The sequence below is a fragment of the Ectothiorhodospiraceae bacterium BW-2 genome, assembly GCA_008375315.1.
In the GTDB taxonomy this organism is placed as follows: Bacteria; Pseudomonadota; Gammaproteobacteria; order Thiohalomonadales; family Thiohalomonadaceae; genus BW-2.
Map to the genome: position 1 here is coordinate 3,803,292 of CP032507.1, position 15,242 is coordinate 3,818,533.

Sequence of the window (15,242 nt, forward strand, 5' to 3'; positions counted from 1 at the left end):
TCAACTTCCCCACACCTCAACCACCCGCCCTGAGGCGTTATGGCGCTGGTGCCAAATTTTCTCATCCCAACTCACGCTAGATGCACGGTTAAATATCACCAGATGCGCTTCAGCCGCAGCCGCTTTATCGGCATAGTCGCTGATCTGTAGCAGCGCCTCAGGCAGCAGCCTCTCTAGCGAACCGCGCAGCAGTTTGAGTTCGACCACAATGCGCTGCACCTCCCCCCAAAAGCCCGCCTCGCTCACCGGCCACTCGATAATCAGATCGGTGCGACGGCGACCGAGGGCGTATTCGCGGTTAATCCGACCGCCGCCGTTAATAATTCGCTGCAAAAAGGCCTGCATCAGTAGCTGCGGCCCCGCCTCTTGATAGTCAAAACGCTCTAACCAGCTCTCGGAGTGTTCGCGAAAAAAGTGTTGAAAGGCGGTCAAGAGTTTCACCATGTCGAGGCGGTTCGCGGGGGTTAAATACCAGCTCTGCTCCTGGTTGCTGATGGTTAGTTGCGCCCCCCAAGAGAGTTCCCTTGGAATAATCTCCTGATAGATGCGGTTGCCAATCACCACGGTGCCTCCCCGCTCTTGGCGTATCAGCCCTAAATCGGCCACATAGCTCAAATCATCCGGTTGAATGGTCTCGCTCCCCTCTTCACCCACCAAAATCGGCGCAATCACCCGATGCACTCTCGGCTCTTTGAGTTTGTCGGCCAGTTGATCTAGATGGGTCGCCCGCGACTGAATCAGGCGCTCTCGTGCAGCTAGGTAGTGTGCTAGGGTAATCGGCTGGGTGCGATCGCGCAGGCTGCGATCTTTCCAGCACATCTCATGGGCAAGGGCGTTAACTAGCCACGGCTGACCGGCGGTGTCGAGCCAGAGCGGTTCGAATAGCTCGGCGGCAAAGCGCTGGCCGGTCTCCGCGGTGTGTTGCAAGTAGAGCTGTTCAACCTCTTGCCGGCTGAAGTTGCCCAGACGCAGCGATTCAGTCTTAATGTTAAAGGCGCTGCCGCCGGTAATCACTTCGCCATTGCCCTGATGGATGCGGTAGTCTTTGATGTCACGCACGCCACAGAGAATAATCGACTGCGGAAAGGCGTTGGGGCGTTGGGTGTAGCCGGCGCGTAGTTGGCGCAGTAGGGAGATTAGGGTATCGCCCACCAGCGCATCGACCTCATCGAGCAGTAGCACGGTCGGCTGTTCTACCGTGGTCGCCCAGTACGATAAGACGGTTTTAAAGCGCTGTTGCGGCTCCCCTTCCGCCACTAGCCGACGATAGGCGCTCTCATCCATCCTATCGGGTAGGTAGTAGCGGGCGCTTTGTAAAAACGAGTCGCAAAACTGGCGGTCACCTAGCTCGGCATCATTACGAGCGGTTTGTGAAGTCTCGATATTGACATAGAGCGCCTGATAGTTGCCGCTGCCATTGAGCGCCTCCATGAGCTCCAGTAGCGCGGTGGTCTTGCCGGTCTGACGCGGTGCGTGCAGCAGAAAATAGCGCTGGGCGGCGACTAGGTGGAGTAGCTCCTCCCAGTCGATGCGCTGGCAGGAGGGGATGGTGTAGTTTAGCTCCGGCTTTTGCGGGCCGGCGGTGTTAAAAAAGCGTTCCATGAGGCGACTCTCCGTTGGCAGCGATGGGGGTCAAGTTAACCATGTCACTAGCCTTACCGCAAGCGCGGCGATAGGATGACCGTGTTTTCAAGGCCCGAACGATTTTTGGTCATCAACGGCGTGTCGGGGCACCACTTTCTTAATGCAAGACTGAAGGATATACTGCGCTACCTAAAAGTTGACCCTCAATTGAAAGGAGCAATTAACAGCTGCTTGATTTACATTCAAAGATGTCTATAATTACGTGTTATGAGCAGTAGATACAGCATAGGCGAGTTTGCCACGCGCATTGGGCGGTCAGTGCAAACCGTGCTGCGTTGGTAAAGAGAGGGGAAGTTACAGTCCAAGCGCCTGCCATCGGGGCATCGGTATTTCGATGAGTCCGATGTTCGCCTGATGCTGGGCGGGGCGCCTAAGAGGCGAGATGTGGTGGTGTATTGCCGAGTCCAAGGATGTGTGCGAATGAAGGTCACGCGAGTTTTGAACGCAAAACGCCCGAACAAGGGCAAAGTCGCCGCATTGCGCGAGCAGGCGCGTCGGCTTGGCCAAGTGCGTACCGAGGTCTGGCAGAGGTTTGGGTCGGTCGGTGGCGTGGGTCTCTCGGATCGCAAGATTCGCGATGGCTGGCTGAAGGAAGGTCGCGCCTTTCCGGTTTCCGCCAACGCTTGGAAAGAGACCCTACGCGATGCGAATGGCAACATCACCGCCTGCATGGAAGCGGCCAAGGTTAAGGTTCGCCAATCTGTCTTTCGTCACACCCGGGACGAAGCCGAGCAAAAACGCCTGTTCACTGCCCTCAAGCGCAACGAATGGACGGGCGATTCTTATCTGCGCCGGCTCATGCGTAAGCACTGGCATCATGGCCATAACCATACCCATAACCAGATTATTGTCCGTTCAGATAATTACACTACCTTCCTCCTGGGTGGGTGCGTCTGGATCAAGATCCCCGGCCTTGTTAAAGGTCAGCGTATCGCCATTTTGCTCAATACCACGATCACGCCAACTGGCACTCTGCGCGTCATTATCAAAAACGATGACCGTATTGAGGTTCACACCACCGTTAATGTCGAAACCAAACAGGATTGCGGCAAGCGCACCCTCGGCATTGATAAAGGCTACTCCGAAGTGCTTGTGGATTCAGACGGCGATCACCACGGCCAGGAGCTCGGTCAAGTACTGACCGAACAATCCGATAAGCTAAAAGCCAAATATCAGCGCCGATCAAAACTGCGAGCGCTCGCCAACACGACCCGTAACCCGCATAAACGCGAGCACATTCGTCGCTTTAACCTTGGGCGCAAAAAGCTAAACCGGCAGATGGACAAAACCCATGCAAGCATCCGTGATGTGGTGTTTCAGTCGGTTCATAAGGTTGTTGATAAAGCCGCCGTGATTGCGGCGGAAGACCTCACCGCCCCGATGTCGGGCAAGTCCTTCGGCAAGAACGTCAATCGTCGGCTGGCAAGCTGGACGAAAGGCGTCATTGCCGAAGCACTTGATAGTGTTTCAAGCCGCAGAGGTTCTGCGGTCGTTCTGGTCAATCCTGCCTACACATCGCAAATTGATTCCCGCAACGGATGCCTACTCGGCAAACGCCAGGGGGATCGGTTTTACTGTTTCGACGGGGTTGTGTTGCAGGCAGACCAGAACGCTGCGCGAAACGTGCTGGCACGGTTGTCCGATCTTGACATCGATCGGTTCATGCCGTACCGACAGGTGAAGACGATCTTGCAAGCGCGGACTGAGCGCCTCCGGTTGGGACTGCTCAACCAGGACTCCAGTTGCTCGCCCGTACGGGTGTTATCAACGGAGAGCGAATTACCGAAAAACTGCCATGAGCAACTTTGCTTAGGTTTTTAGGAACAGAGAGCAGTGTCAGGCATCAACCCCTACCAATATATGCAGCAGCTTGCGGCCCAAATCGACTCGATGGAGACACCGGAGCGACTAAATCGTGCCCTAGATGAGATGGAGTATCTGTTTGAGATCATTCCCCCCGAACTACAATCCCCAGCCGAGGAGCTCATTGCCCGCCTGCGCCAAAAATTGGGACTCAACTAGTGACGCCTCCCGTCTGCCGCTGCTACGCCCTGCGGCGACTCAACCCCTTTCTCGGTCTGATTCAGGTCGTCGAGAGCGCCATGGGGCGAGCGCTCTCTTTTAACGGCCTCAACTGGGAGATTGAGGTTAAGAGTGACCGCACCCCAACGCTATGGGGCTCGCTGCCACAACCCTCTGAGACCGCCTACTTTCGCTACGGCCTCTGGTCTGCGAGCGAAGGGCTAGCGACCCGCAGCTACGCCTCCCACTACGACAATAACGGCCTGCGCCCCCGTGCCGATGAGGTTGTTGCCGCCGTGCAAGCTTCACTTAGTCAGCTACCGTTTGCGCTAGCCGACAGCCACGAACTATGGCTGCTCGATCAAGAGCAGGGGCTCCCCCTAGCGCTTATCGCTGCGGTTAGACCCGAACAGAGCAGACCGAAACCGGAGCCAAGACGCTGGAGTGCCTGCCTTAGCAGTGATATTCCCAGCCAACCGAGCTACCCCAATGGCGATGCGTTAACCGCGCTAGTCAAGGCGCGGGTCGGGTTCAATATTCGTAAAGAGTGGATTGAGCGCCATAGCGATGGCAGTGGTACGGTGCTACGAACCCAAACTAGGCTCGCCGCAGAGCACCTCTCCCCGCTGCTACTTAGCCGCCACTGGCCAGAGGCCTCACAACCATTAGTCGAAAACTACTTTAACTGGATTGCACCAGTACTGCTGACCCTACCCCATCTATCCGCAGAGCTCAGAGGCCATCTGGAGCAACAGCTACACCGCTGCGCCGCGACGATAGAGCACCACTGGCGCCTCTACCCGACGATGATAGAGCCACAACTAATCACCTCGGCACGGGTGCAGAGTAGGCTACAGCCTTAGTTATAGCGCCAAGACTCAGGAGAGCTATTCCCCTACGATAGCGAAGCTGCTACCATGCTACCCACTCTATTAACCCAAAGACTGAGGTGAGAATCATGCCAATCCGTAACACACTCTATTTTTCACTCCTCATTCTGCTGCTGCTCTACCTCCCCCCAGCCACCGCTGCTGAGCCGCTCATCTTCTCCGCCGCCCCCACCCAAAACCGCCTAACCGCCGAAGCGCTCTATCAACCGCTAGTCAGTTATCTACAGGCAAAGAGCGGCCAGAGTATCAAACTGGAGCTAGAGAGCCACTTCACTAGCTATACATTCAAAGTTCGTAGCGATAAATATGACATTCTGTTCGATGGCCCCCACTTTGTCGGCTGGCGCATGGATGTTAAACGGCACACTCCGCTAGTTCGACTCCCCGGCGCAATACAGCTAGCGGTGGTGGCTAGCAAGCGCTCTAATATCGGCTCACTTGACGATCTCCGCCTCGGTCGGGGACGGGTCTGCGCCTTTCCACAGCCGAATATGTTAACCATGATCTTTTTGGACCAGTTCCCCAATCCGCTCCAGCGACCCCATTTAATCCGCTCGCAGGGGTTTAGCGAACTAGAGCAGTGTCTGCGCAGCGGTCGTGGCGATGTGGCGCTGATGCCACTCAATCAGTGGCAAACCTTGGCTAACCCCGACTTCATCTCACTCGATTTTCCCCCCCACACTTACCCTAACCGCACTCTTACCGTTAGCTCACGGGTCGATAAGGCGACCGCTGAGAGTATCAAACAGGCGCTGTTAAGTGGTGAGGGGGCGGCAGTGGCCAACAATATTTTGACCCTCTTTAACGCCGCCCGCTTTGAAGAGGCCAATCCGGCAGAGTATCAAGGACTCGGCAAACTGCTAGCGAGTGAGTATGGCTTCCGCTACTAGAACGACTCTCTTCACGCTGCTATCGATGCTTGCAACTCAGGTGCTAGCAGAGGATCGCTGGTATGCCATTGAGATGGTGCTATTTCTGCACAAACCCTTAACCCAGGCAGTTACAGAGCAGCCCTCACCGCTTCGTGTCGAACCGCTACTACGGCAGTTTGCCGTTGCCACCCCGCTACTCGGCCCTGCTTTGGATAGCACCACTGGGCGTCCACTCCCCTTTAGTGAGGTCGCCTCAGAGCAGCGGCAATTTAGCAAAGTGGCTCGTAGTATTCAGATCTCCAGCCGCTACCATCGACTCTATAGCTACGCTTGGTACCAGCCCGGGCTCTCACAACGCCAAGCGGTAACGCTGCGACTGACCCCTCCTGGGTGGCGTCGGGATCGAGCCCCTTTTATCGAAACGGTAGCAGATGAGAGTGGGATAAGCCACCAAATCGAGCTCGATGGCACCGTCACGGTCTCACTCTCTCGCTTTTTGAATATCGATCTCAACCTGCTCTATCGCCACAGTCGTAGCGATGGCCAGAGTCGCAACTACCCGATACAGACGCTGCGCAAGATACGCAGTCGGGAGATTCACTATATCGATCATCCCCTAGTCGGTATCGCCATTCGTGCCGAACCGGTGAGCTTCGCCGCCGAGTAGGCCAACTTACTTCAGCCGCCGCTCGCCACGAATTCGGGTCACACCCTCTCTATCGGGGCGCTTAAAGAGCGCCAGCGAGTTCGCTAGCTGGCGATCATTGCGATCTCTGGGGGCAATGTCGATACTCCATTTGAGCAGATTGGCTTGGGTCATCGTCGCCTCCCCACCAAACGACATATCGCCCCCCTCATTACTCAATTCAGCCCGCAACACCTGCTCCGAAGTGGTCGATAGCTGAGCTGTGACCGTGCCAAAACTTATCTGTCGCGGCACATTGGTCGCGGCATTCACCCAGCGAATCGTCCCCTGAATCTCCTGCCACTGTGTTAGCGTCGCCCGTATCAGCGGCAGATCGACCAGCAGTTGCCCCTCCAACACAAACGGCATAAAGGGGACGAAACGGGTCACATCGGTAACCAATAGCTGCCCCTTTGCCTCGGTCAGAATCACCCCGGCAAGGTTCAAATAGCTCTCCCCCTGCAGATAGCTCTGCATCTGGGGTGACCAGCGCCAACTACCCCCCGCCTGTAGGGCTAATAGCGCTCCCCAGCGAGTACGCCACTGCACAGCGCCAAGCGGTTGACTCGCATAGAGTAGCTCATCACTCTGCCCCTGCCAGAGACTCCCCCGTAGCTGCCTAAGCTCCAGTGGCAAGTTAGCTCTAAGCTGCGACTCATACTGCTCATAGACCAGAGCCGCCGGCAGCCGTAGCAGTAGAGCGCCACTTAATAGCAACAGAAACAGCGAACTGTACCCCAATAGTCGTCCCATTATCCCGCCTCCCTGCCGACAACTAAGCGGGTATTAACCCGACCTAGGGCATCACTTCTCTCTACCACCAGACTATCTATCGTGAGGTTATGGCGCTTATCGAGCTGGTCAATCCAGCTCAATACCTGATCAAAAGCCGCCTCTTTAAGCCGAATCTGGACTCGGCTCCCCTCCGGTTGCACCCTCTCGATATTGTCACCGAGCTGAAACTGCTTCAAGGTTCTATCGACAATCGTCAACAGCGGTTGCGAACCTGCCCCCCCCTGTTCGGTTGCACGCTGCTGTAACTGCTGCACAACCTCCGCCGCCTGCGCCATCCAAGCTAAATCGCGCTCTAGGTTAATAACGCTCTGCTCTAGCTGTTGTGACTCTTTGACCACCGGCTCCCACAGCACGAGATAGAGCAGTAGCATCAACAGCACCCCGCCACCGAGCATGATTAGCCACTGCTCTCGGGACTGTAAACTATTCCAATAGTCACGCATCACTCTCTACTCCTGCGCCATGGTAATCACAATTCGACTATTAACCCCGCTGCGACCCGATGTAGCGCTCTGCACACTCATCACCAGCCCTTGCTGCTGTAGCTGCTGTTTTAGCCGATCCAGCGTCGGCAGACTCTCTAGCATGAGATCGATCTCAAGCGCACTCTGCTTATAGCGCAGGATAGTCAGCGTGCTGCCGGGCGTAGCGGCAATAATCGGCATTGAGAGCGCCATTAGGTCGATAAAACCCTGCTGCGCCTTAGGCTGCTGCATGTTTGCTAATCGACGCTCCATCTGTAATTTGGCGTTGACGATATTGCGTGCATCGGGAAAGGTCTCGCGATAGAGCTGCTCAATCTGCTGCTGCAGCGCCTGCTCCTGTGTTAGTAGCTGCTGTCGCTTAAATAGGTTATCGGCCATTAACAGCGCCATTAGCGTTAGCAGCAGTAGCGCCGCGTTACGCCATGGACGCAGATAGCGCCCCCAACCACTTTGGCGACTATAGCGCCCCTGTAGCAGATTGACCGCCGCAGGTAGCTGCGCTAGCTGCCCAGCCATCAATCCAGCGACCCCCTCCGGCGGCAACGGCTCCTCTACCCGTTCGATACTCTCTGGCAGATCGGTCTCAATCGGTTCACCATACCAGTAGATCTTTTCGGGCCGCTGCGATGCCTCTTCTGCCTCTAGCAGCGCCGGTAGCAGCGCCCCTAGCTGGGTCGTCGCTAAGCGCGTGCCGCGATAACGGCCAGTTCTGAGCCACCCCTTATCGCCCTCAACCACCACCGACCAGCTCTGCTCCCGCCACGGCAGTAGCAGTAGATCGGGCACTAGCCGATAGAGCGCAAACCCGACCCCCTCAGCTAACTGCAACCACTGCTGCATGAGAGCATTGGAGGTGACAGCCACCTGTTGTCGCTGCCACTCGCGGCCAATGAGGGCAAAATGGAGCGCCTCCACCTCCTGACAGAGCTGCTCCTCAAGCGCATAGGGGAGTGCCTGCAGTAGCTGCTGGCGCGAACGGCTGGGGATCGAAATGTCGGTTAACAGTAGCTGCTGTACCGGCACCACAAGCACCACTCGACTCTGACCGGTAGCCGGCGGGCTCTCGCCCCGTGCTAGCTTCGGCGCCGCACCGCGCTGATGGCTGAACCAAATGAAGTGATTCCACCCACTATCGGGAATCACGGTATAACTGGAGATAGACAAATTAATTAAATTCCCGTGTTCTCAAAATAACCTGCACCACCTCTTGTGGCGTTTTATAGAGCAACGATTGCCACAGGCGCTGCACATGGGCTATCTGCACTGCGGTCTGTAACAGAAAGTAGTCGCTGCTAACTTGGATCTGGCCTAGATCGATCGCTTTATCTTTAAAGGCGGTGTGCTGCCCCACCTCCTCTAGCGATTCAAATGCCGCTTCGGTACGGCGGGTAATAATATCTTCGGCATCCATTGCCGAGATCTTATCACTTATGCTCTGCAATATCTCGACTGTGGCCCAGTTTATGTTGATTTTACTCCCCGAAGGGAGCGCGGCAATATAGGGCTTAAGGGTATCGAACCACGCCTGCTCCACCCCATAGACTAGCCGTAACTCCTCCAGATCGACCATCGACCGGTTCGGGGTGCGATACCCGCCACCATTGTCGCTCATATAGGCTAAATCTTCAGCGCCGTTAGGAAAGGTCACCTCCATGTCACTGTCGAGCCAATCGATAATCGCATCGATAGGGTCGCTATCGAGTTTAAGCAGCGTTAATAGTCGTTTAAACTGCTCAATCGCGGCAGGATTCGCTCTCCCCTCGGCTCCGATGAGATTATTGAGGTTAAACCGAGCCTGCAAGTCCATCAATAGCTCGGCCGACACCCACCCCCCCTCAATCTCCTCCTGATAACCGACGCTGGAGATAGCAGCAAACTGCTCGTACTGCTCGCGGGTTAAAAACTCAAGTTGCTCCCAGTAGCTCTGTAGTAGTGGCGTGGCGTGATCCTCAATCGCATAGTGGTAGAGTCGCGCCTGCTCGGCGTGGAGCAGGTTGGCGGTTCGATGAATATCGAACTGCTGTCGCGAAACCATATTGACCGCTAAAAGGGTCGCTAACGCCACCACCAGCATCGCCGTAATGAGCGCCACGCCCCGCTGCCTATCCCTAAACGGCACCTTGCTACCGCCCCGCTTCGTCAAAAACATACCGTTACCCACTTCAAACTTAACCAAGAAGCGCTTACAATAGCGCCCCGCTAACCTTAAGCCCCATACGATACCATAGAATCAGCCACAAGGAGGATGAGTGAAAAAACGCAAAGGTCGTAGCAGCCGTACCGCCGTGGTCAGTGAATCGGCACTGCAACAACAGATTGCTAGCTACCGAGAAAACCAAAATTACGCCGAGGCGATTAAGAGCTTCAAACAGCTCCTAAAGATGGCTCCTGAGACCGATAAAATTGAGTTAGCCGAACTCTACCTAGGTAGAGCCCAGCAGCAGGCGCAGCAGGGGCGCTACAAAGATGCGAGCATCACTTGGGAGAACCGCCAGCCCACTCTCGCCGCCGAGTCCGACCCGAGCCTGGGCGACTATCTGCTCTGGTTGCTCGCGGGTGGTAGGCATGAGCGGCTCATCAATCTCTGCGGTCAGGAGGCCTACGCTAGCTTGATAGCGCAGCAGCCTGAGCTACAGGCTCGTCTCTTTGCCCTGCTGCTGGCCAAACCTGAGCTCCACTCCCTACTTGCAAAGTCGAGACCCGACTGGCTGCCGCCGCTACAGCAGGCAGAGGCGCTACTTCAAAGCTACTGCCACGGCGGCAGCAGTGAGGCCCTAGAGCCGTTGCTAAAACAGATCCCCTTTCGCTCGCCGCTGCGGGGGTGGGCACAGCTACTGCGCCTGCTATTGAGCTATGAGGCCGGCGCAACAAGCCACGAGCTAGAGGGCCAGCTATCGCGCCTAAAGAGCAATCCAACCTACGCCCTACTCACCGCGCCGTTGCAAGCCGATGAGAGTGATCATCGCGTTAATCTCGGTCGCTATGGAACAAAGATCAGCGGCTACACCCCCCAGCAGCAGGAGGCACTAACGGCGCTGCAGCAGATAGATGAGCATGATAACACGCTCTTTACCCTCATGCTGCGCCACCACCGCACCATCGGCAGCGACTATGTCAAAGAGCAGCTACGCCACTGGTTACCGCTGTTAACCCCGCAACACCTCGAGCGCTATATCCATATCTTTAAAAATATCTCCAAAGATGAACAGCTACGCATTGCCGCTCTAGGAGAGGATGAGCACTACTACCCCAACGCGGATGAGTTGTGGCAGGGCTATCAGAAGAGCTTTAATATCAACGACCCTCAGCAGCGAATATTGGCGGCCATGGTACAGCACCATCGCGCTAAACAGTGGCTAAACTGGGATAATAGACACCAGTCGGTTAAGACGGCAAAAGCCATTGTCAAGCTACTGCGAGAGGCGATTGACCTATACCCTGAACAGATTGAGAGCTATGAGCTACTGCTACTCGCCTATCGAAGCTATAGTGACTACAGCGATAAAGATATCAATCAACTCTTAACAGAGTCGCTACAGCAGTTTCCCAACAATGTCACCCTACTGACCGAGGCCGCCCTCGCCGCAAGTCAGCGCAGCAGCCATAAGAAGGCGGCCACTTATGCCACAAAAATTTTAGCCGTCGATCCTATCAACACCACCGCCCGCACTATTTTAGTGAACGCCCACCTCTCCCACTTTCAAAAAGTCTTTAAACAGCAAAAGTGGCACCTAGCCGAAAAAGAGCTCGAACACGCTCAAAAGTATGATCGTAAAGGGAGCCGAGATCCGCGACTACCGATTAATCGAGCACTGCTCGCCAACTTCCACCACAAAAAGCGCGATATCGCGATAGAGCAGCTCCAAAGTGCCCTAAAACGGTGCCATGACAACCTACTCGTCGCCTCGGTACTCATCGATTTAGAGTGCCGCAAGCTCAATATTGATCCAAAGCTCTACACCGCCTCCACCTCCCTAGAGGCCAAAAAGAGCCTACTACCGATGCCGATTGAGGACAAACTCCCTACAGAACAGCAGTTCGAACAGCTATTGGTCACCCTTAAAAGCGCCTACGACACCCTCCCTAAGGAGGTTCACGGTACCTTTAGGCGCTGGTATGAGTGGCTAAAAAAGTGTGATTTGGATATGACTAGCGAGAGCCTCTGTTTAAGCTGCTGTCGGCTGTTACATGAGATGAACCAAGATAAACTGCTGCTAGATTTCGCCAACTATGGCACGCTAGAGTGGCCTGATCAGATACTGTTTGAGTTTTACTGGATTGTCGCAGAGTGTGAGTGTGATCCAAAGCAGGCTGTTGATGTCTATGGGGAGGAGATGATGGATCTCGCTGATCAGGCCTATGAGCTAAATGATCGCCACACAGCCTCAACGATCCGCTCTTATATCGCCCAAGCCCTCCCCCCTCCCCCTGATTTGAGAGGTTTTGATCTTTCCGAACAGCTAGATAAATTGGCAATGGCACTCTTTGGTACCTCAGAGCCAACCACTGAGCAGATCGACCAGATCATAAAGATGGGGCCCAATGCCGTTATGAAGGCGCTGCTCAATTTAGAATAGCTTTTTACCCTCTATTCTTGTTTACGCTTTTGCCACACCGACTGGAGCAACTATGACCCCATTTTCCATTTTAGGCCTTGATGAGTCGATTGATGACGATGAGCAGATTAAACTCGCCTATCTCACCAAGACCCGCCAATTCCCCCCCGATCACGCGCCGGAGGCGTTTCAGCGCATTCGTCAAGCGTATGAGACCATCGCCACCGCCAAACAGCGGCGCCACTATCAGCTCTTCTACTGCGCCCCTTGTCAACCTAAGGAGGTGATCGCCCAGCTCAACCAACAACAGCGCAACCCCTTTGAGCGTCCAGATGAGGCCGCCCTGCGCCAAGCGCTGTTAACGGCTGCAACCACCCTCTCCTCTGCCACGACTCAGGAGGCGTAGCCGATGCAAAAGGAGGAGTTACTCAGCGCCTTTAGCCTCTACCTTGATCGGGTTGAGCCGGAAGAGGGGCTAAAAGAGCAGCCGATCGATCTCCATACCCTACTCACTGAGATGGCCGCCCTGCGCACTGAGGTAAAGACCGAATCGCGACAGTTTAAGGGGGTATTAGAGGAGTTTCACAAACTCTATGAGATCACCGAACAGAGTCAACAGCAGCTCAACCAGAGTCGCGATCACCAGCGCCAGCTACAACAGCAGTTTCAAGAGAGTCGCCTGCGTGATATGCTACTCGACACCCTAGAGCTCTACGATCGAATGCATCATGCCCTAGAGCAGCTAAACAACTACCAGCCTGGCCTCTTCAGTCGTCATCGGGATCAACAGTTTATCGAAGCGGTACGACAGGGGCAGCAGATGACTCTGAACCGTATCGAACAACTCCTCGAACGCTATCAGGTAGAGCCGCTGCAAGCTATCGGTCGGCTACTCGACCCCCACACTATGCGAGCCGTCGAGACAGTAAAAAATCCGAAGTTAGCCGATGGCACTGTCTGTAGCGAACAGCGGCGCGGTTTTCTATGGAACGGTACGCTGCTACGCACAGCTGAGGTCAGCGTCAATAAACTTACCCCCACATCACAGGAGAACAATTAACTTATGACTAGCGAGACGATTATTGGTATCGATCTAGGCACCACCAACTCTGAAGTCGCCGTCGTTGAACACGGTAAAGTGACCGTTATTCAGGATCAACACAGCAGTGTCGTCCCCTCGGTCGTCGGTCTGGACGATAATAATCAACTGCTCATCGGCGAGGCGGCTAAAAATCAGTACCTACTCTACCCCGAACGGACTATCCGCTCGATTAAGCGCCGCATGGGAGAGGAGGTCAGCCTCCCCTTAGGAGAGCAGAGCTACTCTCCAGCCGAGATCTCAGCGATGATTCTACGCCACCTAAAGGGGCTAGCTGAATCCTATCTAGGAGAGACTATCTCTAAAGCGGTGATTACCGTTCCAGCCTACTTCTCCGACGCCCAACGCCAAGCGACCCGAGAGGCAGGAGAGATTGCCGGTCTCGAAGTGGTGCGCATTATTAACGAACCGACCGCTGCCGCGCTCGCCTACGAACCGCAACAGAGTCGAAGCAGAGTGCTCGTCTATGATCTCGGCGGTGGTACCTTCGATGTCTCAGTCGTCAATATGGAACAGGATGTGGTTGAAGTCCTCTCTAGCCACGGCAATAACCACCTCGGCGGCGACGATTTTGACCAAGCAGTGGTCGATTATCTGCTCGAATATCTTAAAGATGAGCACGATCTAGAGATTAGCGCTGATCGCAAAGCGATGGCTCGTATTAACCGCGCGGCCGAAAACGCCAAAATCGCCCTCTCCGATCAGCCCTACATCACCATCGCCGAGGAGTATCTAACTGAAAAAGAGGGTCAACCGTTCCACCTGTCGTTAGAGTTCTCTCGCCATAAATTTAATGAGCTAATTAATGACTATATCGTCGAAACGCTCGATGCAACCCACACCGCCCTAAAAGATGCCGGTCTGACCGTTAGCGATATCGACAAAATCCTACTCGTCGGCGGCAGTACCAAATCCCCCGTCATTCGCGAGCGGCTCTATAGCGAGTTTGGGCTCGAAGCGCACGGAGAGATTAACCCCGATCTCTGTGTCGCTACCGGTGCCGCCGTCCAGGCCGGTCTCATCGGCCATGCCGATATCTCCACCATTTTGGTCGATATCACCCCCTATAGCTACGGCACTAGCTGCCTTGGCGAACTCGACGGCCAACTGAGCAACGACCTCTATATACCGATTATTCGCAAAAACTCGGCACTGCCGATTAATAAAAGCGAAGTCTTCTACACCAATGTCGATAACCAAGAGACCATCTTAGTCGATGTCTATCAGGGGGAGAGTCGGCACGCCTCCGAAAACGACCTCATCGGCGAGTTCCATGTGCACGGGCTACAGAAGGTGCCCTCAGGCAATCCGATTATCATCAACTTTGATCTCGATCTTAACGGTATCTTAAATGTCACCGCCAAGGAGAAGAGTAGCGGTCTTAGCAAAAGCATTACGATAGAAAATGCCCTAGCTAAAGCCGATGCGACACAGCTATCGGCCTCAAAAGAGCGTCTAAACGCCTTCTTCGCTAGCGAAGATGGTGACAGTGGTCAGAGCAGCGACAACGCCACAGCAACAGAGTCAATGAGCGCCACCCCCTCGCCACAGAGCCCTACTGATGAGCTCATTGCCCAAGCGGCCGCGCTGTTAGAGTCGGTCTCTGAGGATGATCAGGAGGATATTAATAGCCTTATTAAGGCGATTAACAGCGCTAAAGAGGATGGCGATAACGAAGCGGTCACCCGCTACAGCGAAGAGCTGCAAGATATTATCTACTACCTGCAGAGCTAATCGTGACGCGCTGTCCTGTCTGTCGCGCCCGCGAACCGGGCGCTCAATGCCCTCGCTGCGGCACCGATTTTAGCTCAATTATCGCCCTTCAGGCTGAAGCTAAAACGCTGCTGCAACAGGGGATATGGCTTGCTGGACAGCGCGAATATAGCAGCGCACTCAAACGGCTACACAGAGCCAAACAGCTCCACGATACCGAACTGACACGCCACACAATGGTGCTACTCCATGAGCAGTTACTAGAGCTAACTTTAAAGGCGATGCTCGACGAGCAGTGGTCGGTCGCCACCGGCTATACGGAAGCCATTTTAGCCACCCAGCCCCACCACCCATTAGCTAAGGTCATGCACCAATTTAGCTTGCAACACTCTCCCGCCCCCCCTAACCCTAACGACACAGGTTACTGGTGACAGTCACAACCGTTACCCTCCATCACCACCTCTGCGAAAACTATTTTTTT

The 15,242-nt window shown here is 54.9% G+C and carries 15 protein-coding genes and 1 pseudogene; 11 read left to right on the forward strand and 5 right to left on the reverse strand.

Translation table 11 applies throughout. The annotated features are described in order from the left end of the window. Window positions 1–1,602, reverse strand: coding sequence for an ATP-binding protein (locus D5085_17750; GenBank protein QEP44816.1), 1,602 nt, complete (start codon window positions 1,600–1,602; stop codon window positions 1–3). A gap of 249 nt (window positions 1,603–1,851) precedes the next feature. On the opposite strand from D5085_17750, the pseudogene D5085_17755 reads away from it, so the two are divergent. The 6 genes and pseudogenes from D5085_17755 (at window position 1,852) to D5085_17780 (ending at window position 6,095) form a co-directional block, all read left to right on the forward strand. Further along, window positions 1,852–2,049 (forward strand): annotated as a pseudogene (locus D5085_17755) (MerR family transcriptional regulator). A gap of 15 nt (window positions 2,050–2,064) precedes the next feature. Then, the gene (locus D5085_17760; protein ID QEP45219.1) at window positions 2,065–3,465 is read left to right on the forward strand and encodes a transposase; all 1,401 of its coding nucleotides are present in this window, start codon (window positions 2,065–2,067) and stop codon (window positions 3,463–3,465) included. Between the two features lie 12 nt (window positions 3,466–3,477). Next, window positions 3,478–3,666, forward strand: coding sequence for a hypothetical protein (locus D5085_17765; GenBank protein ID QEP44817.1), 189 nt, complete (start codon window positions 3,478–3,480; stop codon window positions 3,664–3,666). Further along, window positions 3,666–4,529 carry a hypothetical protein gene (locus D5085_17770; GenBank protein ID QEP44818.1) on the forward strand — a complete coding sequence of 288 codons (864 nt, stop codon included), beginning with the start codon at window positions 3,666–3,668 and terminating at the stop codon, window positions 4,527–4,529. The genes D5085_17765 and D5085_17770 overlap by 1 nt, the downstream gene beginning before the upstream one ends. A 95-nt stretch (window positions 4,530–4,624) precedes the next feature. After that, the gene (locus tag D5085_17775) at window positions 4,625–5,446 is read left to right on the forward strand and encodes a hypothetical protein (GenBank protein QEP44819.1); all 822 of its coding nucleotides are present in this window, start codon (window positions 4,625–4,627) and stop codon (window positions 5,444–5,446) included. Further along, on the forward strand, window positions 5,430–6,095 hold the full coding sequence (locus tag D5085_17780; protein QEP44820.1) for a hypothetical protein: 666 nt from the start codon (window positions 5,430–5,432) through the stop codon (window positions 6,093–6,095). The genes D5085_17775 and D5085_17780 overlap by 17 nt, the downstream gene beginning before the upstream one ends. Before the next feature lie 6 nt (window positions 6,096–6,101). On the opposite strand, the gene D5085_17785 is transcribed toward D5085_17780, so the two are convergent. From D5085_17785 to D5085_17800, 4 genes are read right to left on the reverse strand one after another with little or no spacing between them, the layout of a single operon-like run. Then, a complete protein-coding gene (locus D5085_17785) occupies window positions 6,102–6,866 on the reverse strand; it encodes a type II secretion system protein N (protein ID QEP44821.1) in 765 nt (254 codons plus the stop codon). After that, complete coding sequence (locus tag D5085_17790; protein QEP44822.1) at window positions 6,866–7,351, reverse strand: type II secretion system protein M; 486 nt, start codon at window positions 7,349–7,351, stop codon at window positions 6,866–6,868. Before D5085_17790 ends, D5085_17785 begins: the two co-directional genes overlap by 1 nt. Window positions 7,352–7,357: 6 nt before the next feature. After that, a complete protein-coding gene (gene gspL, locus D5085_17795) occupies window positions 7,358–8,563 on the reverse strand; it encodes a type II secretion system protein GspL (protein ID QEP44823.1) in 1,206 nt (401 codons plus the stop codon). Then, window positions 8,559–9,542, reverse strand: a complete 984-nt coding sequence (locus D5085_17800; GenBank protein QEP44824.1) for a general secretion pathway protein GspK — start codon at window positions 9,540–9,542, stop codon at window positions 8,559–8,561. Before D5085_17800 ends, gspL begins: the two co-directional genes overlap by 5 nt. A gap of 100 nt (window positions 9,543–9,642) precedes the next feature. On the opposite strand from D5085_17800, the gene D5085_17805 reads away from it, so the two are divergent. The 5 genes from D5085_17805 to D5085_17825 are packed head-to-tail and all read left to right on the forward strand — an operon-like array spanning window position 9,643 to window position 15,192. Beyond that, the gene (locus tag D5085_17805) at window positions 9,643–11,970 is read left to right on the forward strand and encodes a hypothetical protein (GenBank protein ID QEP44825.1); all 2,328 of its coding nucleotides are present in this window, start codon (window positions 9,643–9,645) and stop codon (window positions 11,968–11,970) included. Window positions 11,971–12,022: 52 nt separating this feature from the next. Beyond that, window positions 12,023–12,355 (forward strand): hypothetical protein, encoded by a 333-nt coding sequence (locus D5085_17810; protein ID QEP44826.1) that lies wholly within the window; start codon window positions 12,023–12,025, stop codon window positions 12,353–12,355. Window positions 12,356–12,358: 3 nt separating this feature from the next. Next, entirely contained in the window at window positions 12,359–13,009 is a 651-nt protein-coding gene (gene grpE / locus D5085_17815; GenBank protein QEP44827.1) for a nucleotide exchange factor GrpE, read from the forward strand. Between the two features lie 3 nt (window positions 13,010–13,012). After that, window positions 13,013–14,782 (forward strand): heat-shock protein Hsp70, encoded by a 1,770-nt coding sequence (locus tag D5085_17820; protein QEP44828.1) that lies wholly within the window; start codon window positions 13,013–13,015, stop codon window positions 14,780–14,782. 2 nt (window positions 14,783–14,784) lie between these two features. Beyond that, a complete protein-coding gene (locus tag D5085_17825; protein QEP44829.1) occupies window positions 14,785–15,192 on the forward strand; it encodes a hypothetical protein in 408 nt (135 codons plus the stop codon). Window positions 15,193–15,242 lie beyond the last annotated feature (50 nt).

Excerpts from the sequence above, each read along its gene's own strand:
- D5085_17750 (QEP44816.1), bottom strand. The coding sequence starts at position 1,602 with ATGGAACGCTTTTTTAACACCGCCGGCCCGCAAAAGCCGGAGCTAAAC.
- D5085_17760 (QEP45219.1), top strand. The coding sequence starts at position 2,065 with ATGAAGGTCACGCGAGTTTTGAACGCAAAACGCCCGAACAAGGGCAAA.
- D5085_17775 (QEP44819.1), top strand. The coding sequence starts at position 4,625 with ATGCCAATCCGTAACACACTCTATTTTTCACTCCTCATTCTGCTGCTG.
- D5085_17780 (QEP44820.1), top strand. The coding sequence starts at position 5,430 with ATGGCTTCCGCTACTAGAACGACTCTCTTCACGCTGCTATCGATGCTT.
- D5085_17785 (QEP44821.1), bottom strand. The coding sequence starts at position 6,866 with ATGGGACGACTATTGGGGTACAGTTCGCTGTTTCTGTTGCTATTAAGT.
- D5085_17790 (QEP44822.1), bottom strand. The coding sequence starts at position 7,351 with ATGCGTGACTATTGGAATAGTTTACAGTCCCGAGAGCAGTGGCTAATC.
- D5085_17800 (QEP44824.1), bottom strand. The coding sequence starts at position 9,542 with ATGTTTTTGACGAAGCGGGGCGGTAGCAAGGTGCCGTTTAGGGATAGG.
- D5085_17810 (QEP44826.1), top strand. The coding sequence starts at position 12,023 with ATGACCCCATTTTCCATTTTAGGCCTTGATGAGTCGATTGATGACGAT.
- grpE (QEP44827.1), top strand. The coding sequence starts at position 12,359 with ATGCAAAAGGAGGAGTTACTCAGCGCCTTTAGCCTCTACCTTGATCGG.
- D5085_17820 (QEP44828.1), top strand. The coding sequence starts at position 13,013 with ATGACTAGCGAGACGATTATTGGTATCGATCTAGGCACCACCAACTCT.